This is a genomic window from Luteibacter sp. GL_149 (assembly GCF_057834065.1).
In genome coordinates this window covers 361289-383687 of record NZ_CM174395.1, presented here as the reverse complement: position 1 = coordinate 383687, position 22399 = coordinate 361289, and the positions used below count along the sequence as shown (strand labels likewise).

The 22399-nt window shown below is 63.2% G+C and carries 20 protein-coding genes; 12 read left to right on the top strand and 8 right to left on the bottom strand.

Annotated elements, in window-relative coordinates:
• Nucleotides 1–85 precede the first annotated feature (85 nt).
• The 3 genes from AC3IR3_RS01735 (at nt 86) to AC3IR3_RS01725 (ending at nt 2573) form a co-directional block, all read left to right on the top strand.
• Entirely contained in the window at nt 86–1408 is a 1323-nt protein-coding gene (locus AC3IR3_RS01735; RefSeq protein ID WP_489195330.1) for a phosphoinositide-specific phospholipase C-related protein, read from the top strand.
• A 53-nt stretch (nt 1409–1461) separates the two neighbouring features.
• A complete protein-coding gene (locus AC3IR3_RS01730) occupies nt 1462–1560 on the top strand; it encodes a zinc finger domain-containing protein (protein ID WP_489196998.1) in 99 nt (32 codons plus the stop codon).
• Between the two features lie 92 nt (nt 1561–1652).
• Nucleotides 1653–2573 (top strand): phosphoinositide-specific phospholipase C-related protein, encoded by a 921-nt coding sequence (locus tag AC3IR3_RS01725; RefSeq protein ID WP_489195329.1) that lies wholly within the window; start codon nt 1653–1655, stop codon nt 2571–2573.
• Between the two features lie 24 nt (nt 2574–2597).
• Here the strand turns inward: AC3IR3_RS01725 and AC3IR3_RS01720 are convergent, their stop codons facing one another.
• Both AC3IR3_RS01720 and AC3IR3_RS01715 read right to left on the bottom strand, forming a co-directional pair.
• On the bottom strand, nt 2598–3368 hold the full coding sequence (locus AC3IR3_RS01720) for a hypothetical protein (protein WP_489195328.1): 771 nt from the start codon (nt 3366–3368) through the stop codon (nt 2598–2600).
• 9 nt (nt 3369–3377) lie between these two features.
• A complete protein-coding gene (locus AC3IR3_RS01715) occupies nt 3378–4007 on the bottom strand; it encodes a thymidine kinase (RefSeq protein ID WP_489195327.1) in 630 nt (209 codons plus the stop codon).
• 157 nt (nt 4008–4164) lie between these two features.
• Here AC3IR3_RS01715 and AC3IR3_RS01710 point away from each other — a divergent pair, with 157 nt between their 5' ends.
• Nucleotides 4165–6156 (top strand): UvrD-helicase domain-containing protein, encoded by a 1992-nt coding sequence (locus AC3IR3_RS01710; RefSeq protein ID WP_132142421.1) that lies wholly within the window; start codon nt 4165–4167, stop codon nt 6154–6156.
• 177 nt (nt 6157–6333) lie between these two features.
• Here the strand turns inward: AC3IR3_RS01710 and AC3IR3_RS01705 are convergent, their stop codons facing one another.
• Together AC3IR3_RS01705 and AC3IR3_RS01700 are read right to left on the bottom strand one after the other, a co-directional pair.
• A complete protein-coding gene (locus tag AC3IR3_RS01705) occupies nt 6334–7362 on the bottom strand; it encodes an AI-2E family transporter (protein ID WP_489196997.1) in 1029 nt (342 codons plus the stop codon).
• A 58-nt stretch (nt 7363–7420) separates the two neighbouring features.
• A complete protein-coding gene (locus tag AC3IR3_RS01700) occupies nt 7421–8440 on the bottom strand; it encodes an AI-2E family transporter (RefSeq protein WP_489195326.1) in 1020 nt (339 codons plus the stop codon).
• Nucleotides 8441–8724: 284 nt separating this feature from the next.
• Between AC3IR3_RS01700 and AC3IR3_RS01695 the strand changes: the two genes are divergently transcribed.
• From AC3IR3_RS01695 to AC3IR3_RS01670, 6 genes are all read left to right on the top strand, one after another.
• Nucleotides 8725–9639, top strand: coding sequence for a 5'-nucleotidase, lipoprotein e(P4) family (locus tag AC3IR3_RS01695; RefSeq protein ID WP_489195325.1), 915 nt, complete (start codon nt 8725–8727; stop codon nt 9637–9639).
• 252 nt (nt 9640–9891) lie between these two features.
• Nucleotides 9892–10869 carry a hypothetical protein gene (locus AC3IR3_RS01690; protein ID WP_489195324.1) on the top strand — a complete coding sequence of 326 codons (978 nt, stop codon included), beginning with the start codon at nt 9892–9894 and terminating at the stop codon, nt 10867–10869.
• Between the two features lie 26 nt (nt 10870–10895).
• Nucleotides 10896–13490 (top strand): glycerol-3-phosphate 1-O-acyltransferase PlsB, encoded by a 2595-nt coding sequence (gene plsB / locus AC3IR3_RS01685; RefSeq protein ID WP_489195323.1) that lies wholly within the window; start codon nt 10896–10898, stop codon nt 13488–13490.
• Nucleotides 13491–13564: 74 nt separating this feature from the next.
• Nucleotides 13565–14323 (top strand): bifunctional demethylmenaquinone methyltransferase/2-methoxy-6-polyprenyl-1,4-benzoquinol methylase UbiE, encoded by a 759-nt coding sequence (gene ubiE / locus AC3IR3_RS01680; protein WP_132142426.1) that lies wholly within the window; start codon nt 13565–13567, stop codon nt 14321–14323.
• 275 nt (nt 14324–14598) lie between these two features.
• Entirely contained in the window at nt 14599–16455 is a 1857-nt protein-coding gene (locus AC3IR3_RS01675; RefSeq protein WP_489195322.1) for a M1 family metallopeptidase, read from the top strand.
• A gap of 79 nt (nt 16456–16534) precedes the next feature.
• On the top strand, nt 16535–17533 hold the full coding sequence (locus AC3IR3_RS01670) for an alpha/beta fold hydrolase (protein ID WP_489195321.1): 999 nt from the start codon (nt 16535–16537) through the stop codon (nt 17531–17533).
• Nucleotides 17534–17554: 21 nt separating this feature from the next.
• Here AC3IR3_RS01670 and AC3IR3_RS01665 read toward each other — a convergent pair whose 3' ends face one another.
• The 4 genes from AC3IR3_RS01665 to ttcA form a co-directional block, all read right to left on the bottom strand.
• Entirely contained in the window at nt 17555–18322 is a 768-nt protein-coding gene (locus AC3IR3_RS01665) for a M48 family metallopeptidase (RefSeq protein ID WP_489195320.1), read from the bottom strand.
• A gap of 75 nt (nt 18323–18397) precedes the next feature.
• Nucleotides 18398–19306 (bottom strand): recombination-associated protein RdgC, encoded by a 909-nt coding sequence (locus tag AC3IR3_RS01660; RefSeq protein ID WP_489196996.1) that lies wholly within the window; start codon nt 19304–19306, stop codon nt 18398–18400.
• A gap of 95 nt (nt 19307–19401) precedes the next feature.
• Nucleotides 19402–20598: an amino acid aminotransferase gene (locus AC3IR3_RS01655; RefSeq protein ID WP_489195319.1), complete on the bottom strand. Its 1197-nt coding sequence runs from the start codon at nt 20596–20598 to the stop codon at nt 19402–19404.
• A gap of 14 nt (nt 20599–20612) precedes the next feature.
• The gene (gene ttcA, locus AC3IR3_RS01650) at nt 20613–21494 is read right to left on the bottom strand and encodes a tRNA 2-thiocytidine(32) synthetase TtcA (protein ID WP_489195318.1); all 882 of its coding nucleotides are present in this window, start codon (nt 21492–21494) and stop codon (nt 20613–20615) included.
• A 98-nt stretch (nt 21495–21592) separates the two neighbouring features.
• Here ttcA and AC3IR3_RS01645 point away from each other — a divergent pair, with 98 nt between their 5' ends.
• Nucleotides 21593–21799 (top strand): YdcH family protein, encoded by a 207-nt coding sequence (locus AC3IR3_RS01645; protein ID WP_132142431.1) that lies wholly within the window; start codon nt 21593–21595, stop codon nt 21797–21799.
• A gap of 8 nt (nt 21800–21807) precedes the next feature.
• Nucleotides 21808–22389 (top strand): GNAT family N-acetyltransferase, encoded by a 582-nt coding sequence (locus tag AC3IR3_RS01640; RefSeq protein WP_489195317.1) that lies wholly within the window; start codon nt 21808–21810, stop codon nt 22387–22389.
• Nucleotides 22390–22399 lie beyond the last annotated feature (10 nt).

Here is a 22399-nt window from a genome sequence, read left to right as displayed (position 1 = left end):
ACCCTAGTCAATGACACGTCTTTCGCTGGGAGAGTCGTAAGGCATCACCTCATAACCTATGGCGATCCATCGGAAGGACCGTCATGTGAGAAAGAAAGGAATCGCCTTGCTGCTTGCCCTGGCAAGCCTCCACGCCACCGCCGGAGATCGCCCCTATGTCCATGATCTCGATCGCCGCTTCGATCAGTACACCTGGGTAACTACCCACAATTCGTTCAATACCTGGCTCTCTCCCCTACCGAATCAGAGCAGGAGCATCTCCCAACAGCTCATCGATGGCGTGCGCGGCCTGTCGCTGGATCTGCACGAAATAGCAGGCAGAGCCTGGGTCTGTCATGGCACCTGCTTTCTTGGGGGAAAATCGCTATCCACGTATCTGAACCTCGAGATCGTCCCCTTCCTTCTGGCCGATCGCGAAGCCATCGTTACGATCCACCTGGAGGACTACGTCTCGTCGTCCGCGCTGCGCGCCGAGCTGGCGAAGGTCCCCAATCTCGCACGGCTGACATTCAATCCGGATCGCTGGAACACCCCGGGCTGGCCGACCCTCCGGCAGATGATCGCCGCGGATCAGCGATTGCTGATCTTCGACCAGAAATCCGAAAACGCTCGCAACTATGCCATTCCCGGCGGCACGGCGACCATCATGTCCGCCAGAGCCGGCACGACGGAGAACTACTGGGAACTGGGCAAGACCATCTTCGAGCACGACACGTCGTGCATAAGTCGCTGGGGCGGCGGGCTAACACCGGGAACAGTGTCGTTCCCCGGAAAATCGTGGCCTCGCCTGTTCACCATGAATCATTTCCATCGCGTCGGCGAACCTCTGCACGCGAAGACGGACAATCGATTCGACAAGCTGATGGAGCGCGCGTATGGCACCTGCGCCCGCGCCGCACGTCGCCCGCCAAACTACATCGTGATAGACCACTATCAGAACGGCGATGCATTCGAACTCGCCGGCGTACTCAACCAGGGCGGCATTGTCCTCTACGAGGGCAACAGGGCGACCCAGGACATCGTGTGCGGCATACCTGGCGGCGAGGCGACCACGATCAACTTCAAGAGCGGCGACCGACGCGGATGCGAGAACGACGAAGCCCGTTCGGCACGCCTGTTCGACTTACCTGCCGGCACGACATTCACTTTATTCGACGCGCCGAACGGGAAGCGATCCGACGACTACACGACGATTCGCGTTCTTAGGAATCTCACGAACCGATCCGTCGTCATTCCTTCGTTTCATACCTCGTACAACGACGGTAACGTTTCGGTCGATGCGCGATACCGTAATGGCCTGGACGGAAAAATCTCCCGCGTGGAACTCACGCCGGCAACCCCTCACTCCCCTCCCCGGGCGATCATCAGGCACCCGCCTCCCGGTTCGCGGGTGGAGCCGGGCAAATGAAACAGCGCACCGGCACACATCTGTCGGAAGCTGTTCGTTCATGAGCGTGCCGCATACCCTGCAAGGTATGCGGCACGACGGTCCGATCGGCCGCACCTGGGCAGCGCACGTCGTTCTTCTGCCCGTCGTGTCGGCGCCGACCGACACCCTAACCAGGTAATGCCCTAGCCGGATAGTCGTCCAACACCGGGTTGGCGACACTCCGTGACGGCATAACCTAGGGACACCATTGAAAGGAGTTCTCGTGAAGACGAAAGGAATCGTCGCCCTTCTGGCGTTTTCCGGCGCGATAATCGCGCATGCGAACCCACCGGGCACGCGGGATCTCGACCGCCCCTACGACCAGTACACCTGGCTGACTACGCATAACTCGTTCAACGTTGGCCACGCAGGCAATCAGAGCCGATCGATTTCAGCGCAACTCGCCGACGGCGTGCGCGGACTTATGATCGATATCCATGACAAGGATGGCCGCGGCATCGTCTGCCACACATGCCTCACCGAGGGAGACTATTTCGCGGACGTCCTCAACAAAGAGGTGATTCCCTTTCTCGAGCGGGATCCCACCGCCATCGTGGCACTGCACCTCGACGACTATGTATCGCGCGACGTCCTGAATCGCGAACTGGATAACGTGCCCGGCCTGGCGCCGCTGGTATTCGATCCCGACGACTGGAATACACCGCAATGGCCCACGCTCCAGCAGATGATCGACCGGGGGCAACGCCTGCTTATCTTCGACCTTCAGAACGAGCATCCGAACGCCGGCCACTACCACACACCGGAAGGGAACGTGCGCGTGATGGCTAGCGACGAAGCCACCGTGGAAAACTACTGGAGTCTTGGCTTTACGCAGTGGATGCACGACTTCAGTTGCTACAGCCGCTGGACGCCGCGCATACCGCTCACCACGGGACAGGTTGCGTGGAAGGACAAGACTTGGAGCCGGCTCTTCGTCATGAACCAGTTCCATGGCCTTGCCTTCGCGCGCCACGCGGAAGCCGATAACAAGCTGCAAGCCCTGACGGATCGCTTCGAAAACTACTGTTTTCCGGCGGCCGGACGGAAGCCCAACTATGTTGCTGTCGACCAATACGAGCGAGGCGACGGCATGGAGTTCGTCAAGGCGCTGAACGAAGGAACGATCGGGCCACAAGAGTACTGAACACTCAAGCGCGGCCCGACACCCTCAGTCGGGCCAGCGCATATCCGCATGGGTGTTGTTGAAACGCGGATCGCTTTCGTCGCCGCCGAGCTTCACGGTAAGACCATCCGCGATACCGTCGACTTCCATGACCTGGCCATCACTGAAACGGGCACCGAAAGCCTGCAGTTCGACGAGATTTTCGGCGAGGGCGCCGGCACGGTCGATCTCGCGATCGGGCACGTTCGTCAGGCTGATATCCGGACGGCCGAACTTGCGCATACCGCGGGTACGAATCCATGAGCGACCGTTAATTTCCTCGGGGCTGCACAGGATCAGCACGTGATGGCGCGGCGGCGCACCACCCTGCACGAGGTAGTGGTCGCGCCAGCTCTGGGCATCGAACAACGTGAGAATCTGCGGATCGATAACGACCTTGCCGCCGATGTCGGTCAATGCGGCGACGACGCCCAGCGTGTCGCGCAGGTAATCCAGACCGGGCCGGTCGGGAAAACGACCGCGAACGGCGATCACATGCGGCGCAGCTTTCGCGGCGGCGAACGCCTCGGGGCTGTCTTCCTTCAGCACCTCGCCAAGCGCGCCCGAGAGGGGATAGCCCTCCCAGCGGGACAGCACGGCGTTCTGGAAGCGCTGGAGTTCCACGCCTTCGGGCAAGCCGGGGCTGCCGTACTTCGCGGCCGGAATCACCAGATCTTCGGGGAATGCGCCGAACACGAAGAACAGCAGCAGTCCTTGCTCGTCGCTTTCCTGCCAGTAAGGGCGGGGCCAGTTCGGGGTATTGGTCTCGTCGGTCACAGTGGCTCCTTAGCCTTCGCCAAGCGGCAGTACGGACTGCTGCAATTCGATACGTCCATCGCCGGCGGTGATGGTCTTGAACTCCGCCCGGCTCACGGAGACATAGCGGTCGTTGCCGCCGATCTCAACCTGCGGCCCCTGGGTGACGGCGCGGCCCTGTTCATCCACGCGCACGACCATGGTCGCCTTCCGGCCGGTATGGCAGATGGTCTTGATCTCGTCCAGGTTGTCGGCCCAGGCCAGCAGGTACTGGCTGCCCTCGAACAATTCGCCGCGAAAATCCGTGCGCAGACCGTAGGCCAGCACCGGGATATTCAGCCGGTCGACCACGTCGGTCAGCTGCCAGACCTGGGCCTTGCTCAGGAACTGGGCTTCGTCGACCAGCACGCAGTGCAGCTGGCCGCGCGAGGCGATATCGGCCTCGACGGTCGCAAAGATATTTTCGTCGGCGGCAAAACGCATTGCCCGCGCCTGCAGGCCGATCCGCGAGGCAACCACGCCTTCGCCGTAACGGTTGTCCAGCGCCGGCGTGAGAATCAGCGTGCGCATGCCGCGCTCGTGATAATTGTGCGCGCTCTGCAGCAGCGTGGTCGTCTTGCCGGCGTTCATCGCCGAATAATAGAAATACAGCTTGGCCATGGGTGCGCCCCGAACGTGACCGCACATGGTAACGCGAGCCGTGCGCCGGGACACCGGCACCCGGCGGAGCGAGCTGTCCCAAGGCTCTCCGGCCACCTGGGCTGGCTCTGCTAACATCCCCTCGCCCGATCCTCTAGCGCCAACGGCCCCCGACTCCATGCTCAATCCGCAACAACACGCGGCGGTCGAATACTGCGACGGCCCGCTCCTCGTGCTGGCCGGCGCCGGCTCCGGCAAAACGCGCGTCATCACCGAGAAAATCTCGCACCTGATCTCGCGCCGGCACCTGGCGCCCGAGAAGATCGCGGCCATCACGTTCACGAACAAGGCCGCGAAGGAAATGCGCGAGCGCGTGAGCAAGCTCATCTCCGACGACGCCTCGAAGGCGCTGACGGTGTGCACGTTCCACGCACTGGGCCTGAAGTTCCTGCAGATCGAGCATGACCGCGCCCAGTTGCGCCGCGGCTTCTCGGTGCTGGACGCCGACGACAGCGGCAACATGATCAAGGAGCTGTCGCCGAAGGGCATCAAGCCGGATGTGCTCAATGGCATCCGCAATCTCGTCGGCCGGGCCAAGAACGCCGGACTGACGCCCGACGAGGCGATGGCCGCGGCGCGCAGCCCACGCGAGCTGGAAGCGGCCCAGATCTACGACATGTACCAGACGCGCCTGGCCGCGTTCAACGCGGTCGACTTCGACGATCTGATTCGTCTTCCGCTGCGCATCCTCGAGGCCGACGACGAAGCCCGCGCCATCTGGCAGGAACGCCTGCGCTACCTGCTCGTCGACGAATACCAGGACACCAACGACGCGCAGTACCGCCTTCTGCGCACGCTGACCGGGACGAAGGGCCGCTTCACCTGCGTGGGCGACGACGACCAGAGCATCTATGCCTGGCGCGGCGCCAATCCGGAAAACATCGACCAGCTCGGCAAGGACTTCCCGCAGCTTCGCGTGATCAAGCTCGAACAGAACTATCGCTGCGCCAAACGCATCCTGCGCGCCGCGAACCATCTGATCGCCAATAACCCGCACGTGCACGAAAAGAAACTCTGGAGCGATCACGCGGAAGGGCCGCCGATCCGCGTACTGGAATGCAAGGACAACGAACACGAAGCCGAGCGCGTCGCATCGATCGCCGCCAGCCTGCACGAAAAGTACAAGGACAAGGTTCGCTGGAGCGATTTCACCATCCTCTATCGCGGCAACTTCCAGGCTCGCGCACTGGAAAAAGCGCTGCGTCTGGCACGCGTTCCGTACCATCTGAGCGGCGCCCTGTCCTTCCTCGATCGCGCCGAGGTCAAGGACATCCTTTGCTATCTGCGCCTGCTGACCAATCCGACCGACGACGCTGCGTTCCTGCGCGTGGTCAACGTACCCAAACGCGAAATCGGCGCCACGACGCTGGAGAAGCTCGGCACGATGGCGCAGACGCGTAACGCATCGCTGCTGGAAGCCTCGCGCAGCGATGCGGTACTGAAGACCATCGCACCGCGTTCGGCGTCGGCGCTGGCATCCTTCTCGCGTCTGATCGACGAATTGCGCAGTTCATCGATTCACCAGAGCGCCGCCGACCTGGTCGAAACAGTGCTGGATCGCACGGGTTACGCCGCACAAATCGCATCGACCATCGCCGATCCGACCCTGCGCGAGCGCAAGCTCGGCAACCTGCGCGAACTGGCCGACTGGTTCCGCGCCATGGGCAAGGACGGCGGCCGTACGGGCGATCTCACGGCACAGCTTGCTCTGCTGAGCCACGCCGATCGCGACGATCCGGGCAACGCACTGCGCATGATGACGCTGCATTCGGCTAAGGGGCTGGAGTTCCGTTTCGTCTTCATCGTGGGTTGCGAAGACGGCACGCTGCCGCACGAAGGCGCCATCGACGAAGGGCGTCTCGACGAGGAGCGCCGTCTGATGTACGTAGGCATCACGCGTGCGAAGGAACTACTTACGCTTTCGTTCTCGGCACGCTCGAGGAAATACGGCGAAGTGCTGTCGAACGATCCCAGCCGCTTCCTGCAGGAACTGCCGCAGGACGATCTGCATTGGGATGGCAAGGACCCCGATGCCGATGCCGAGGTCACACGCGAAACAGCGGCGACGCACATGGCCAGGATCAAGGCGATGCTGGCGGGCGGGGTCTGAACCCATCGCTCGCTCCGTTTTTTAGGAGCGCGCTTGCGCGCGAAAGCCAACAGGGCGAGGACACCGGATGCTCACATCCGCGAGCCCGTTATCCTGGCTGCGGATGCCACGCACGTCGTCTCTGCTTCGTTGGCTTTCGCGCGCAAGCGCGCTCCCACAATAAAGAGCGGCGCGGTGTCAGATCAGTCGCTCCGCTTCCAGCTCGCTCTTCAGATACGCGTAGTAAATCGGGGCAGCCACCAGCCCCGCCAGTCCGAACGCCGCTTCGAATACCAGCATCGCCACCAGCAGTTCCCAGGTGCGCGCGCGGATCTGTCCGCCGACGATGCGCGCGTTGAGGAAGTATTCGAGCTTGTGCACGACGATAAGAAAACCCAGCGCCGCGATCCCCACCCACAGCGAGACGGATAGTCCGGCGATGGTGATCAACGTGTTCGAGATGAGATTGCCGACAACCGGCAACAACCCGACCACGAATGTGACGATAACGAGCGTCTTGGCCAGCGGCACATTGATACCGAACAGCGGCAGTCCGACCAGCAGGAACAGAGCGGCCAGGGTCGTGTTGATCGCCGATATCTTCAGCTGGGCGAAGATGATGTTGTGGAATGCCTCGGCGAGACGTTTCGTACGCGTCGCCAGCTCGAACGCCAGCGGGTGCGCCGGACGGCCACCCGCACCATGACTGAGCGCCACGATGCCGCCCAGTACCAGACCGATGACGATGTGCGCAAAGACCCGTGCGGCGGTCGTACCGACCAGTTGCAGATCGACCGCGTGCTTCTTTGCCAGCGTCATGCCCTGCTCCCTGAGATCGCCGAGGCTATCGGGGAGATTCGAGGTAAGAAAGGCGGGCAATTGCTCGTGCGCCTTGGTCAGCAACGGCAACAGCTTCGTATTCCATAGCTCGTCCGGGCTACCCAGATCGCGCCGGTAGAAGCCAAGTCCACCGGCCACGATGAGGATAATGGCGCCGACGACGACCACGGTGACGAAGCCCACCGCGATCAGACGCTGCCGCTCGCCCGGCAGAAAGCGACGCAGAACGGGGGTCAGCGTTTCGACCACTTCGTAGACCAGCAGGCCGGCGAGCAGCGCGGAGACGAGGTGCAGCATGAGTACGCCCCACAACGCGACGGCGGCCAGCACATAGCTGGCGATGCGTACGTTACGGGCATTGGCGGGGGTGTCGATCATGCGCTCCATCCATTGACGAACGCCCGGCGGGCGTCGGTGCGGCATTGCATCAGTGCCGACATGAAACCTAGATCAACCGCTCCGCTTCCAGCTCGCTCTTCAGGTAAGCGTAGTAAATCGGCGCGGCGACCAGCCCAGGGAGCCCGAACGCCGCTTCCAGCAGCAGCATGGCGACCAGCAGTTCCCATGCGCGGGCACGGATCTGGGTGCCGACGATGCGCGCGTTCAGAAAATATTCGAGCTTGTGGATCAGGATCAGGAAGCCGAGCGCCGCGACGCCGACGTACAGCGACACGGACAGACCGGCGATGGTGATGGCCGTGTTCGACAGAAGATTCCCTATCACCGGCAACAGGCCAACGATGAAGGTGATGACGATCAGCGTTTTGGTCAACGGCAGGTGCACGCCGAACACCGGAAGCACCACCAGCAGGAAGATCGCGGTGAACGTGGTGTTGACCAGGGATATCTTGATCTGCGCGAACACGATGTTGTGGAACGCGTCGGCGAGCCGCGCCGCGCGCAGGCTGAGTTCGGCGGCCAGCGGGCCGACCTGGTGCGCGGGGCGCGCACGGCTCAGCGCAACGATCGCACCGAGTACCAGTCCGATGATGATGTGCACGAAGACACGCGCGGCCTCTTTACCCGCAAGCTGCAGGGTAACGGCATGGGAACGCGTCCATTCCATCGCCGTGATACGCAGGTCGTCCACGCTGTCCGGAAGACGCTCGACAATGGACTGCGGCAACTGCGAACGCGCGCGCTCGACCAGCGGCATGAGTTTGTTCTGCCAGAGGTCCTGCGGATTGCCGACCTCATTCCTGAAGAAGCTGATGGCGCCAAGGATCAACAGGATCAGCAGACCGACCACCACGATGCCGATCAGCGCCACGGCCAGTACGCGCGCGCGGTCGCCGGCCAGCCGGCGTCCCATCAGCGGCGCGACGGACACCACCACTTCGTATACGAGCAGTCCCGCCAGCAGGGCCGGCAGCAGGCGAAGATAAAGAACGAGAAAGAGACCGGCGGCGGCTCCGACGTAACTGGCGATGCGTATAGCGTGCGACGGCTTCTTTTCGACACCCATGAGACATACCGGACGACAGGAGGCCCGAGTCTGGCAGGTGGACGGGTTGCGGGCCAGTGGTTGACGCGCTTCGCGCGGGGGATTGGGGATAGGTAGTGGGGGCGCATGGCTCGACGGTCGAGCGAGCCCCATGTCCGCGTCAACGCGCTCGCTACATAACCACCCCCCGACGGACTGACGAAGCCGCGCCCCCCCTACCCATCCCCCATCCCCGTTTTCCTGTCTCCAGCCTGTCGTAAACTTGCCCGACTATCTCGACGTTCCATCCAGGGGATTTCCGCTCCATGTCTTTCAAGCTCCTTCCGGTCGCACTGGCGTCCGTTCTCATTCTCGCCGGCTGCGCGTCCGGTCCCGCTGCGGCTCCGAAGCACGTCGATACGTCGACGATGGCGAAAGAAGAGCCCGCGGCGCCCAAGGCACGCGCCGCGGACGACAACCTCAACGCCGTCGCCTGGTCGCAGCATGCGGTAGAGCACGACCTGATCTACACCGAGGTCTTCCGCAACGCGCGGGAAAAACTGCTCGCGGCGAAGAAGGACCCGAAGTGGGACGCGTTGGCACATGACGACCGCGCGGCGCACAAGGATCTCAAGGGCCTGAAACCCGCCATCGTTCTCGACATCGACGAAACCGTTCTCGACAACTCGCCCTATCAGGCACGTCTGGTGCGCTCCGGCGGCGAGTTCAACGAGGCCGACTGGGCCGCGTGGTGCAAGGAAGCCATCGCGCGTCCGTTACCGGGCGCGCTGGAACTGACGAAGTTCGCCGCCGACCACGGCATCGCGGTTATTTACATCTCCAATCGCGCCAAGGATCTGGATACCGCCACGCTTTCGAACTTGCGCACGGCCGGCTTCCCGGTGGCCGGGCCCGATTCGTTCCTGGGCCTGGGTACGTTTGTCGAGGACTGCGAACAGGTCGGCACGGAGAAAGGTTGCCGCCGCCAGCGCGTCGCCAGCCAGTACCGCGTGCTGATGCAGTTCGGCGATCAGATCGGCGACTTCGTCAACGTCCTCGGCAATAACGCCGAAGGCCGCGCGAAGGCCATCGCACCCTATGGCGACTGGTTCGGGCAACGCTGGTTCGTGCTCCCCAATCCGACGTACGGCTCGTGGGAACCGGCCCTGTTCGATAACGACTACACGGCTCCCCGCGAGGAACGCCGCCAGAAGAAAATCGACTCGCTGCGCATTAATTAATAAAAATAATGGGTTACGCACATATATCTAACGTATTGCTTTAACTTTGTCGCACAACTATCATCGCACTCGCCAAAACCGCTGAACCAAAAGCCAAGCGGACGAGGCCATTTCCCTTACCGGCTTCGGGCCGGATAGCCCCGTGAGGCCTTGCGCCTCCGGGGTTTTTCTTTTTACGGTTGTGGGCCGACCCTTCGCCCGCGTACGCTGACCGACCCCATGCGTCACGCGATGCGTGTCGAGAGTCCTCCCATGCGCCGCCTCCTGTTCCGCTCCCTGTGGTTCGCACCGCTGCTGGTCATCGCACTGGCGGCTGGCTGCGGCAAGAAAGAAACGCCCGCCACGCCGGAAGCCAGCTCACCGGAAGAAACCGTTCGCGCATCGCTGGTCCTGCTGCGCGACGGACAGTTCGACGCCTTCTGGCAACACGCGCTGCCGCCCGCGGATTACCGCGACCTGAAAGCCGACTGGCCGAAGCGCGATGCGGCGAACGAACCGCTTACCGCCGATGACCGCGAGCGATTCGCTACCGGCGTAAAGCGACTCACCGAAGCGGACGCCGAGAAAAAACTCTTCGCCAGCCTGAAGCCGACGCTGGTCCAGTACGACCGCGAATACAAAGACCAGATGATCCTGACCCTGGGCATATTCCAGTCGATGGCCATCACCGCCATCGATCAGGCGAAGGACCTGACCCTGTCCCAGAAGCGCCAGTTACGCGACGCGCTGGTCATCCTCAATCCCTGGGCCCAGACGGTGCCCTGGAGCGACCAGGCCAAGGCGAAGGAAGCGATCGCGATCGTCACGGATACGGCCCGCAAGCTGAACCTGTCGACGCCCGACGACATGCGCACGATGGATTTCGACACCAGCATGAAACGTTACGCGATCGTCTGGAGCGGCCTGAAGCGCACGCTGGACGTTTACGGTCTGTCGCTCGACAAGAGCTTCGATTCGGTCGCGGTGGAGACGCTGGAGAACGGCAGCGGCTCAGCCCACGTCAAGATCCGCTACACCTTGCTGGACAAGCCGATGGAGACCGAGGCCACCCTCGTGCAACTCGATGGCCACTGGTACGACAGCGACATGCTCCAGAGCGTCCGCGAACAACACGCCCGCCTGATGCCTCCCGCGACGCCCGCGCCCGCAACCAGCACACCGCTACCTGCACCCGCCAGCTCCGTACCCGCCACTGCCGGTGCACCGGTAGCGGACGCACCCCGCCATTGAGGCCTTACAATGCAAGGATGCCTGACATGTCTATGACTTCGGACCCGCACGTCCCGCGCGCGCGATCCCCCTGGTGGTTCAACCTGCTGGGGCGCCTTCTCGAACCCTGGGTCCGCATCAAACGGGAACCCTCGGAACCCGCGAGCCTGCTCAACAGCCAGACCGCCGTCTGCTACGCCATCGAACGCGATGGCGTGTCCGATGCGTTGATCCTGGAGCGCGCCTGCCGCGAAGCCGGCATGCCCAGCCCCATGCAGATACTGAATCTGCCCGGCCGTCGCCGTCGCTCGGTGTTCTCGCTGAGCCGCCGCCAGGGCTGGCTGTTCGGGCGCACCGACTCGCGCGGACCCAAGGAACCCATCGGACAGCTTATCCAGGCCCTGGAAGATGCTCCCGAACGCGATATCCAGGTCGTACCCGTCTCGATTTACGTCGGCCGCGCGCCCAACCGCGAGAGCGGCTGGTTCAGCGTGCTGTTCGCGGAAAACTGGATCGTCGTCGGACGCTTCCGACGCATGCTCGCGCTGCTGTTGAACGGTCGCGATACCGTCGTGCATTTCTCCCCGCCCGTCTCGCTACGCAGCGTACTCGGCGAATCGCATGGTCTGACGCCCGAGCGGCTTACGCGCAAGATCGCCCGCGTATTGCGCACGCACTTCCGTCGCATCCGCGCCGCGGTAATCGGACCGGACCTGTCGCATAAACGCACCGTGGTCGATTCCGTCCTGAATGCCGAACCGGTGCGCGCGGCGATCGCAGCCACCGCCGCCAGGGAAAATATCCCGCTGACGAAAGCGGCGCGGCGCGCTCGCGACTTCGCGCTGGAAATCGCGGCGGATTATTCGCATCCGGTCGTACGGTCCACGTCGTTCCTGTTGTCGAATTTCTGGAACAAGCTTTACGACGGCATTGCCATGCATCACTTCGACAAGGCGCGCGCCGCGGCGCCCGGTCATGAAGTGGTCTACGTCCCTTGCCATCGCAGCCACGCCGACTATCTGCTGCTGTCTTATCAGTTGCATCAGTCCGGCGTGGTACCGCCGCATATCGCCGCGGGCGTGAACCTGAACCTGCCCGTCATCGGCCCCATCCTCCGTCGCGGCGGCGCGTTCTTTCTGCGCCGCAGCTTCAAGGGCAACGCGATGTACTCGGTGGTGTTCAACGAATACCTCGCGCAACTGGTCGATCGCGGCGTACCGCTCGAGTACTTCATCGAAGGCGGACGTTCGCGCACGGGCCGCCTGCTGGCGCCGCGCGCCGGCATGCTGGTGATGACGGTCCGCGCGTTCCTTCGCGCGCCGCGCCGCCCCGTCCTGTTCCAGCCCGTGTACATCGGCTACGAAAAGCTGATGGAAGGTAAATCGTATGCAGGCGAACTGTCCGGCAAGCCCAAGGAAAAGGAATCGCTGCTGGGGCTGGTTCGCGGCCTGAAAGTGCTGCGTCAGCGCTATGGCCACGTCACGCTGAATTTTGGCGAGCCCATCGAACTGAACCCGTTGCTGGATGCCGCCGCACCGGACTGGCGTGGCGTCGGCGGCGATCCCGACGCCAAGCCCGAGTGGCTGAACTCCGTGGTCGACGACCTGGCCGAACGCATCCTGATCAATATCAACCGCGCGGCGGACGTCAATCCGATCAACCTGCTCGCACTGGCCCTGCTTGCCACGCCCAAGCACGCCATGGCCGAGAACGACCTGCTCGCGCAGCTCGACCTCATGAAAGCCATGCTGGTCGAGCTGCCCTATTCCGACCGGGTCACGGTCACGCCGATGAATCCGGCCGGCATCATCGCCTATGGCGAACAGATGGGCTGGATCCGGCGCGTACGTCACCCCCTCGGCGACGTACTGGTCGCGGAAGGCGAGCAGGCCACGCTGCTTTCGTACTTCCGCAACAACGTCCTGCACCTCAATGCCAGCGCTGCATGGGTGGCGACGTGTTTCCTCAACAACCGGCGCATGTCGCGTTCGTCGGTGTTGCGCCTGGGCCGCATCATCTATCCGTTCATCCAGGGCGAGCTGTTCCTGCCGTGGAACGACGAAGGCTTCGGCCAGCAGCTTCACGAAACCATCGATTTCTTCGTACGTCGCGGCATCCTGGAATCCAACGGCGAGGGACGCCTGCTCGAACGCGGCCCCGGTCAGGACGATGGCGCCTACCAGCTACGCGTGATTGCCCGAAGCATGTTGCAGGCATTCGAGCGCTATTACATCGCGATCGCCGCGCTGGTGAAGAACGGGCCGCATACGCTCACGGCGGCCGAGCTGGAAAATGCGTGTACGCTCACGGCGCAGCGGCTCAGCCTGCTCAACGAGCTTTCGGCACCTGAATTCTTCGACAAGGCACTCTTCCGCGGCTTCATCCAGAAGTTGCGCGAAGCGCGTATCGTCTGGACCGACGACGACGGCAAGCTCGATTTCGATGCGGTCCTGGAAGACATGGTGCGCGACGCGCGCGTGATTCTCGCACGCGAGATACGTCACTCCATTCTGAAGATCACGCCGGGCGGCGAAAGCGATCGCGATCTGGATGCGCGACCACCGACCGATCCGGGCGCGACCAGCACCAGCGATTCGTTGCACGAGAGGCACGTCGCGGCCGAGCGGGAACGGCATTCGTGATGGGTTTTCGCGTCAACGCCTCGCTGGCTATCGCGCTCGAGAGCGCTCTTACATTCACCTATTGAAGTCCGACCATGACCGACGACAAGAACACCGGCACCACCCATTTCGGCTTTCGCGACGTGCCAGTCGACGACAAGCAGAAGCTCGTCGGCCAGGTGTTCACCTCGGTCGCGCGCAACTACGATCTGATGAACGACCTGATGTCGTTCGGCATTCATCGCCTGTGGAAGCGTCATTTCGTGGCGGTCAGCGGTGTGCGGCGCGGCGATCGCGTACTCGATCTGGCCGGTGGCACGGGCGACATCGCCGCGCTGCTGAAGCCGGTGGTCGGTGCGGAAGGCGAGGTCGTTGTCGGCGATATCAACGCCGCGATGCTGGGCGTGGGTCGCGACCGCCTCACGGATCGCGGGCTCGTTTCCGGCCTGCGCTGGGCCCAGATGAACGCCGAAGCGCTGCCCTTTCCGGATGCGAGTTTCGACGCCGTGACCATCGCCTTCGGTCTGCGCAACGTGACGGATAAGGACAAAGCGCTGGCCGACATGTGCCGCATCCTGAAACCCGGCGGCCGTGCACTGGTGCTGGAATTCTCGAAGGTGAAGAGCCCGCTCTTCAGCAAGCTCTACGACGTGCACTCCTTCAAAATCCTGCCGAAGTTGGGCAGCCTGTTCGCGGGCGACGCTAACAGCTATCAGTACCTCGCCGAATCCATCCGCAAGCACCCGGACCAGGAAACGTTGAAGGGCATGATGCTGCGCGCGGGCTTCGGGCATGTGGAAGTGCGCAATCTTACGAATGGCATCGTTGCGATTCATCGGGCTTATAAACTTTAGGCATCACAGCGACCACCGGCCTGCACCCTCGCCGCCGCCCCCGCGCAGGCAGGGCCCCAGGGCGACCATGGTCGGCTTCGCGATGTCGTTGCACGGTTTCGCCGGTACCAGCTGAATGGGCTCGTCGCGAAAACCCATCGCACCGCACGGGGCTCCTGCCTGCGCAGGAGCGACGTTGAAGGGAGCCTATCGATGCCGGCAAGGCGTCCTTCGGCACACGTCCCCCTCGGCATGCAGTGGCATACTTGGGCCTTTCCACCATCGGATCGCCCTCGATGCGCCTGCTTCCCCTCTTCGCACTCACTCTGGTCTTCCCGGCCGTGGCCCTCGCCGCCGACCCGCACAGCTACGCCCAGCCGGCGAAGGTGCGGGTGACGCACCTCGACCTCGACCTCAAGGTCGATTTCGCCCAGCGCCAGCTCGACGGCGGCGCGACACTGAAGCTCGACTGGAAGGACGCGAAAGCGAAGGACCTCGTCCTCGACACCCGCGACCTGAAGATCGCGAGCGTGGAAGCCGTCGGCACCGATGGCAAGACGCAGTCGCTGAAGTTCGCGCTGGCACCGCGCGACAAGGAACTGGGCAGCAAGCTCACGATCCAGGCACCGCAGCACCCCGCGCAGGTACGCATCGTCTACACGACGGTCCCCGAGGCTTCCGGCCTGCAATGGCTGCCGCCCGAACAGACGGCAGACAAGAAGCTGCCCTTCATGTTCTCGCAGTCCGAATCGATCCACGCGCGCTCGTGGGTGCCGTTGCAGGATTCGCCGGCCATCCGCTTCACCTATAACGCGCATGTCACCGCGCCCAAGGACGTGCGTGTCGTGATGAGCGCGCTCAACGATGCGAAGCATCCGCTGGACGGCGACTTCACGTTCGCGCAGCCGCATCCGATTCCGTCCTATCTGCTCGCGATCGCCGCCGGCGGTATCGACGTGCGCGAAACCGGTCCGCGCAGCGCCGTCTACGCCGAGCCCAGCGTGGTGGCGAAAGCCGCGCACGAGTTCGAGGACACCGAAAAACTCATCGCCACGACCGAAAAGCTCTACGGTCCGTATGCATGGGGCCGTTACGACATTCTCGTGCTGCCGCCGTCGTTCCCGTACGGCGGCATGGAAAATCCGAACATGACGTTCGCAACGCCGACCGTGCTGGTCGGCGACAAGAGCCTCGTGTCGCTGGTGTCGCACGAACTCGCGCATTCCTGGTCGGGCAACCTGGTGACCAGCGCCGCATGGCGCGACATCTGGCTCAACGAAGGCTTCACCACCTACGTTCAGGGCCGCATTACCGAAGCCGTCTATGGCAAGACGCTCGCCGACGAAGAAGCATTGCTATCGGCGCGCGCGCTGCAGAAGTCCATCGGCGAAATGTCCGCGAACTCGCAGAAATTGACGCCCGATCCGCGCGGCGTCGGCGCCGACGACTCGCTTTCGTCCGTCGCGTACGACAAGGGCTCGTGGTTCCTGCGTACGCTGGAGCAGCGCTTCGGTCGCGAAACCTTCGATGCTTACCTGCGCGGCTACTTCGATCATTTCGCGTTCCAGAGCATCGACACCGACACGATGTTCGTGTATCTGAAAACCAATCTGCTCGACAAATACCCGGGCAAGATGAGCGAGGCCGAAGCGCGCGCGTGGATCTGGCAGCCGGGCATTCCGAAGGACGCGCCGCTTCCCACCTCGCCGCGCTTCGACGGTATCGACAAGCAGCGCACCGACTTCCTCGCGGGCAAACTCGCCGCCGACAAGCTCGATGCAAAAACCTGGAACACCCAGGAATGGATGTTCTTCCTCGATCGCCTGCCCGACGTAACGCCGCTGGACAAGATCAAGGAAATCGACGCGGCATGGCATCTCACCGGTACGCCTAACGCCGAAATCGGCATGCGCTGGTACGTGCACGCCATCGCGGCGGGCGACAAGGATGTCTGGACGGCTGCCGGCGAACACATGGCCCGTATCGGACGCCTGTACTTGACAACACCGGTCTACAGGGCATTCGCGAAGACGCCGGAAGGCCTGGCATTCGCCGAAGGCATCTATGCCAAAGCGAAGTCCGGCTACCACCCGATGACGCAGGGCGCGGTGGAAGGCATCTTCGCCAAGGCGAAGAAAGCGCAAGCAAAGTAAGCAAGGCAGACGGGCGGCGCCTTGATTGCGCCGCCCTCCTCCCGCATCTCGCGGAACATCCATCAAGAAAGACCGACTCATGGCAAAGCCACTTCCCGTCGTCAAAACCGATTCACGGCCGCTCTGGAAGCGGCTGCTGCTGCGTCGGCTGAAATTCCTCGTCGTGGTGGCCGCCGTACTTGGCGTGGGCTTCGGCGGCGTCTACCTGTTCGCACCTCAGCTATTGGTGAAGGCCGACTATGCCCGCCTGGCGATGGCCGCGCACCTGGAAAAGCACTCGGTGCAGGCGGGCGACACGAACTGGACATACTACGAGGGCGGTCAGGGTCCGACGATCGTGCTGCTTCACGGTTTCGCGGCGCGCAAGGAAGTCTGGCTGGAATCCGCGAAGGAGATGACCAACCACTTCCACGTCATCATTCCCGACCTGCCCGGCTGGGGTGAGTCGTCGCGCCTGACGGATGGCAGTTACAACATCGATGCCCAGGCGGCCCGACTCGATGCCTTCTTCAGCACGCTCAACATGAAGGGCTTCATGCTGGTCGGCCATTCGATGGGCGGTGCCATCGCGGGCGTCTACGCCGCGGAGCATCCCGAACGCATCGCCAGCCTCGTGCTGATGGACTCGCTGGGCCTGACGTTCAAGGAAAACGACTTCGCGCGCGAGGCACTGGCGGGCAAGGATCCCTTTATCTTCGACGACCGTGCAAGCTTCGAAAAAGCCAACGAACTCGCCTTCCTGCATCCGCAAAATGTCCCCGGTCGCGTGGCCGATGTGTTCATTAAGGAAAACCAGAACGACCGCGCATTCATCGAGCGCACGTTCAATCAGCTCAGGGACAAGTCCCAGTCGCTCGCACTGGACCCGCTGATCGGCAAGCTGACGATGCCGGTACTCGGCGTGTGGTGCCACGACGACAAGATCATCGACGTTTCCGCGCTGGAAACCCTGCGCAACGGACTCAAGTCGTCGCCGTCGATCTCCGCGACCGTGCTCAACGGCTGCAACCATATGCCGATGATGGAACGTCCGACGGAGACCGCACAGATTCTTACGGGATTTGCGATCGCGCATTGATCGGAGTGGCCCGCTATTCAATCAATCGGCAACGTCCGCTATCAACCGGTCCAGCTGTGCCTTCATCCCGCTGCCGTTCACCCGCAGCCAGTCCCGCTGTTCTTTGTAATCGGGAAGGATGCTCGCGACCCAGTTCCAGAAACGCGGCGAATGGTTGCGCACTTTCAGATGGCACAACTCATGGACCAGCACGTAGCGCAGGGCGGACGGCGGAGCGAGTGCCAGGGCAAGGTCCAGGTTGATGCGGTCGCGGGTGTCCAGGCTGCCCCACAGGCTCTTCAGGGGGCGGATGCGCAACGCGGTGGGCGCCGCATTGATCAGCGGCACGTATACCGGCAACCAGCGCGCCACATCGCGCCGGATCTGCATTTCGAAGAACGTAGCCAGCAGTCCCCGCGCGAGCATCAATCCGCGCGTATGCGGACGCGGTAGCACCAGCGTGAGGTTCTCGCCGTGATGTTCGACTTTCGGATAAGAGCCTTCGGCCCAATCCAGATCGATCGTTTCGCCGCGTAACGGAAACGACGTGGCATGGCCGACCTTCAGCGCCGGTAACGGTTCGGAGTCGAGATTGAATTCGCCGAGCTTCCGTTCCAGCCAGTCGGCGTGATGGCGAAGAAACGCCGTCATCTGTGCCGTATGCGTACCGTTGGGGTAGGTGAGTCGCGCCCCTTTGGGCGTCACCGTCAGGCGCAGGCGACGCGCGCGCGGATGCGCCGCCTTCAGCACGCGAATGGTGCCTCCGGTCGGCGTCGCCAGTTCCAGCCAGTCGCCTTGGTCGTATGTCATGCCGCCCGTCTCGTGATTATCCGACGACGTCCATACCGTCACATATACACCAACCACCGCGGCACGCCGGAGGACTTACTCCGGGCGCGGTAGCTTGAACCACTCTTCCAGCTTGCCGAGCAGCCTGTCGAATTCCAGGGCCATCAGGGCGAAGTTGGCATCCATTTCCGCCGCCTGCGATTCGTGGCTATCGCCCTGCTCGTCGAGAACCACATCCGTGAAGCGGATTTTACGCAGGATCAGGTCTTCGCCGAGCGTGAAAGTGATGCGGTCGTCGAAAACCAGCCCCAGCTGGAAAACCTGTTTTCCGTTGCGCAAATGCTCCCGAATCTCATCGGTATCGAGATCCTGGCGACGGCAACGGGCAATGGCGCCTGTGGCGGTCGCCGGATCGCGCAGTTCGCACTCGTCTCCCAGCGCCAGGCCGGCCGGCAAATCGCCCGAGGACACCCAATCGGTCATCAGGACGCGGGGCGATTCCTCCGGGGCCAACGGCACCGCCGGGAAGCTGCCCAGAGCCTCGCGGATCTGGGTAAGCGCGTTCTCAGCGGACTTGCGACTGGACGTATCGAGCACCAGCCACCCGCGCTTCTTATCGGCATAAGCGGACATGCGCGAGCTGCGCACGAACGCACGCGGCAGGAGCTCGTTCATCACGTCGTCCTTCATGCGCTTGCGCTCGCGGCCGCTGATCTTGCGCCCTTCTTCCTCCGCGATTTTCTGCACACGGCGTGACAGTTCGTCGTTCACCACGGCGGCCGGGAGGAGTTTGTCCTCGCCGCCGACCGTCACCATCGTGTTGTGGCCGACATTGTGGGTCAGGGCTTCCTCGTTGCGGCCCAGGGGCGAGATAAACCCCCTGGTGGACATTTCGAGGGGACCGACGGGACGCAGACGATGTTCCGGAAGCGCTTCTTCGAGGCGTTCCAGATCGGCGGCGACGGGGGCGGAAAAGCGAAAGAGCGTCAGATTACGGAAGAACATGCGTGGACGGATCTCGTTCGAATAGGTGACCGGAACGGACGGCATGCGCCCGTTCGCGGATGGCCCCCCCTCAAGGAAGGGGATCGGCTCTGGATTCAGCTGACCTGGGCGATCGCTTCGGCGACGCGGTCGAGGTTGCCGTCGTTGAGCGCGGCGACGCAGATGCGTCCCGTGCCGACGGCGTAGATACCGAACTCCGTGCGCAGGCGTTCGACCTGTGCGGCGCTGAGCCCGGAATAAGAGAACATGCCGCGCTGGGCTTCGATGAATCCGTAATCGCCCTTCGCGCCATGCGCCGCCAGACGCTGGACGAGACCGCGACGCATCTCGCGGATGCGATCGCGCATTTCGCCGAGCTCCGCTTCCCAGGTAGCGCGCAGTTCCGCGTGATTGAGCACGGCGGACACCACGGCGGCGCCATGCGTCGGCGGATTGGAATAATTGGTGCGAATGACGCGCTTGATCTGCGACTGCACGCGCACGGCTTCGTCGTGGCTTGCCGTGACAATCGACAAAGCGCCCACGCGTTCGCCGTAAAGCGAGAACGATTTGGAGAACGAACTGGCGACGAAGAACGGCAGCCCCGAGGCGGCGAACAGACGTACGGCGACGGCATCGGCATCGATGCCGTCGCCGAAGCCCTGGTACGCGATATCGAGGAAGGGCACGAGCGCATGCTCGCGCACGGTGTCGATGACGCGCTCCCAGTCGCCGGTGCCGAGATCGACACCCGTCGGATTGTGGCAGCACGCGTGCAGCACGACGACCGCCCCCTTGGGCAACGCCTCGAGGCCCGCGATCATGCCGTCGACATCGACGCCATGCGTTGCCGCGTTGTAATACGGATAGTTCACGACCTTGAAGCCGGCGGCTTCGAACAGCGCGCGGTGGTTTTCCCAGCTGGGATCGCTGATGGCGACCGGCACGTTCGGATTCAGGTGACGCAGGAAGTCGGCACCGACCTTGAGCGCGCCCGTGCCACCCAGCGCCTGCGCGGTAACCACGCGACGATCAGCCAGCAACGGCGAGGATGCGCCGAACAGCAGACGCTGCACAGCCTGGTCGTAAAGCGCGATACCGTCGATGGGCAGGTAGCCGCGCGGCAGCATGGCCTCGACGCGCGCTTTCTCGGCTTCGCGCACGGCGCGCAGCAGCGGAACATGTCCGTTTGCATCGTAGTAAACGCCAACGCCGAGATTGACCTTGTCCGCGCGCGTATCGGCGCCGAAGGCTTCGTTCAGGCCGAGGATCGGGTCGCGCGGAGCGAGTTCGACGGAAGAGAAGAGTGTCATGGTCGATTTGCCGGTTACGGTACGGAAGAAGTGTCGTCGCTGGCGTCACCACCGGCGAGCCAGGCATGCGCATCCGGCCGGACCGCGCCTTCGCGCGCACCCAGCGATGCGAAGTCGAACAGCTGGCGGTCGACGAGCTGCGAAGGCGCGATGTTACCCATCGCGCGGAAGATGGTTTCGCTACGGCCGGGATGCCCTTTTTCCCAGTCCTCGAGCATGCGTTTGACGACCTTGCGCTGCATATTCTCCTGCGAGCCGCACAGGTTGCAGGGAATGATCGGGAACGCCTGCGCCTGAGCGTATTCGGCGATATCGTCTTCGCGGCAGTAAGCCAGCGGACGGATCACCACATGCCGGCCATCGTCCGACCGGAGCTTGGGCGGCATCGCTTTCAGGCTGCCCTGGTAGAACATGTTCAGGAAGAACGTACCGAGGATGTCGTCGCGATGATGACCGAGCGCGATCTTCGTGATGCCATTGTCGGCCGCCCACTGGTACAGCGCGCCGCGCCGCATGCGCGAGCACAGGCTGCACATCGTCTTGCCCTGCGGAATCACACGGGTAACGACGCTGTAGGTGTCCTGCTCGATGATGTGGAACGGTATGCCGCGCGCCGTGAGGTATCCGGGTAGCACGTGCTCGGGGAAGTCGGGCTGCTTCTGGTCGAGATTGACCGCGATCAGCTCGAATCGCACCGGCGCTTTCGCCTGCAGCGAAAGCAGCATGTCGAGCAGGGTGTAGGAATCCTTGCCGCCGGACAGGCAGACCATGATCCGGTCGCCATCCTCGATCATGCCGAAATCGGCGATGGCCTGACCGACCTGATGGCGCAACCGCTTGGCCAGTTTGCCGGCTTCGTAGGTCTGTTTGCGATGGATTTCGGGACGGGCGGACATGGGCGTACGACGGAAAGGCGGACCCCTATTGTAGCCGCTGCCGGGGACGGCGCCGGAGAGGTACACTCTGGGTCTTCCCTTCCGTGCCGGCCATCGCCATGCAGGTCCAGGATCCGACCCAGCTCGCCCACCGTCTTGCCGAACTCAAGGTCGAACATCGCGACCTGGATTCGGCCATCGACCAGCTGGCCGCCAGCATCGGCCGGGACGAGCTCCAGCTGACCCGCCTGAAGAAGCGCAAGCTGCTGCTGAAAGACACCATCGCCCGGATCGAAAGCCGGCTTATTCCCGATCTGGACGCCTGATACCGCCCATGACCTCGCTGGAAAACGCCTACGTCGCGCTGGAACCCCTCAGCCCCTCGCATGTTCCCGAGCTGGAACGGGCCGCGGCCGATGGCGATCTGTGGAATCTGTGGTTTACGTCGGTACCCGCCCCGGGCGGCATGGCCGACTACGTCGACAAGGCACTGCTCGGCCGGGATGCCGGGCTGATGCGACCGTTCGCCATCCGCGAAAAGACCACCGGCCAGATCGCCGGCACCACGCGTTATTACGACATCGTCCCCGACCCGGCCCGCGCCGCGATCGGCTACACGTGGTACGCGAAACGCTGGCAGAAAGGCCATCTGAACACGGCTTGCAAACATTTGTTGCTGGAGAACGCGTTCGGGAACCTTGGACTGGTCGCGGTGGAGTTCCACACCGACTCGTACAACTTCGACTCGCAGCGGGCTATCGAGCGGCTCGGGGCGAAGCGCGAAGGCGTACTCCGGGCCCATAAACGCCGCCCCGACGGCAGCCTGCGCGATACGGTCTGCTATAGCGTGCTGGCCAGCGAATGGCCGGATGTGGATCGCTGGCTGCGGTTGAGGCTGGAGCGGCTGGTTGCCTGACCCGCCTCCC

Coding starts and splice junctions, on each gene's coding strand:
- AC3IR3_RS01670 (WP_489195321.1), top strand. CDS start 16,535: ATGGCAAAGCCACTTCCCGTCGTCAAAACCGATTCACGGCCGCTCTGG.
- ubiE (WP_132142426.1), top strand. CDS start 13,565: ATGACCGACGACAAGAACACCGGCACCACCCATTTCGGCTTTCGCGAC.
- plsB (WP_489195323.1), top strand. CDS start 10,896: ATGTCTATGACTTCGGACCCGCACGTCCCGCGCGCGCGATCCCCCTGG.
- AC3IR3_RS01645 (WP_132142431.1), top strand. CDS start 21,593: ATGCAGGTCCAGGATCCGACCCAGCTCGCCCACCGTCTTGCCGAACTC.
- AC3IR3_RS01640 (WP_489195317.1), top strand. CDS start 21,808: ATGACCTCGCTGGAAAACGCCTACGTCGCGCTGGAACCCCTCAGCCCC.
- AC3IR3_RS01710 (WP_132142421.1), top strand. CDS start 4,165: ATGCTCAATCCGCAACAACACGCGGCGGTCGAATACTGCGACGGCCCG.
- AC3IR3_RS01675 (WP_489195322.1), top strand. CDS start 14,599: ATGCGCCTGCTTCCCCTCTTCGCACTCACTCTGGTCTTCCCGGCCGTG.
- AC3IR3_RS01715 (WP_489195327.1), bottom strand. CDS start 4,007: ATGGCCAAGCTGTATTTCTATTATTCGGCGATGAACGCCGGCAAGACG.
- AC3IR3_RS01655 (WP_489195319.1), bottom strand. CDS start 20,598: ATGACACTCTTCTCTTCCGTCGAACTCGCTCCGCGCGACCCGATCCTC.
- AC3IR3_RS01690 (WP_489195324.1), top strand. CDS start 9,892: ATGCGCCGCCTCCTGTTCCGCTCCCTGTGGTTCGCACCGCTGCTGGTC.
- AC3IR3_RS01695 (WP_489195325.1), top strand. CDS start 8,725: ATGTCTTTCAAGCTCCTTCCGGTCGCACTGGCGTCCGTTCTCATTCTC.
- AC3IR3_RS01700 (WP_489195326.1), bottom strand. CDS start 8,440: ATGGGTGTCGAAAAGAAGCCGTCGCACGCTATACGCATCGCCAGTTAC.
- AC3IR3_RS01665 (WP_489195320.1), bottom strand. CDS start 18,322: ATGACATACGACCAAGGCGACTGGCTGGAACTGGCGACGCCGACCGGA.
- ttcA (WP_489195318.1), bottom strand. CDS start 21,494: ATGTCCGCCCGTCCCGAAATCCATCGCAAACAGACCTACGAAGCCGGC.
- AC3IR3_RS01705 (WP_489196997.1), bottom strand. CDS start 7,362: ATGGAGCGCATGATCGACACCCCCGCCAATGCCCGTAACGTACGCATC.
- AC3IR3_RS01660 (WP_489196996.1), bottom strand. CDS start 19,306: ATGTTCTTCCGTAATCTGACGCTCTTTCGCTTTTCCGCCCCCGTCGCC.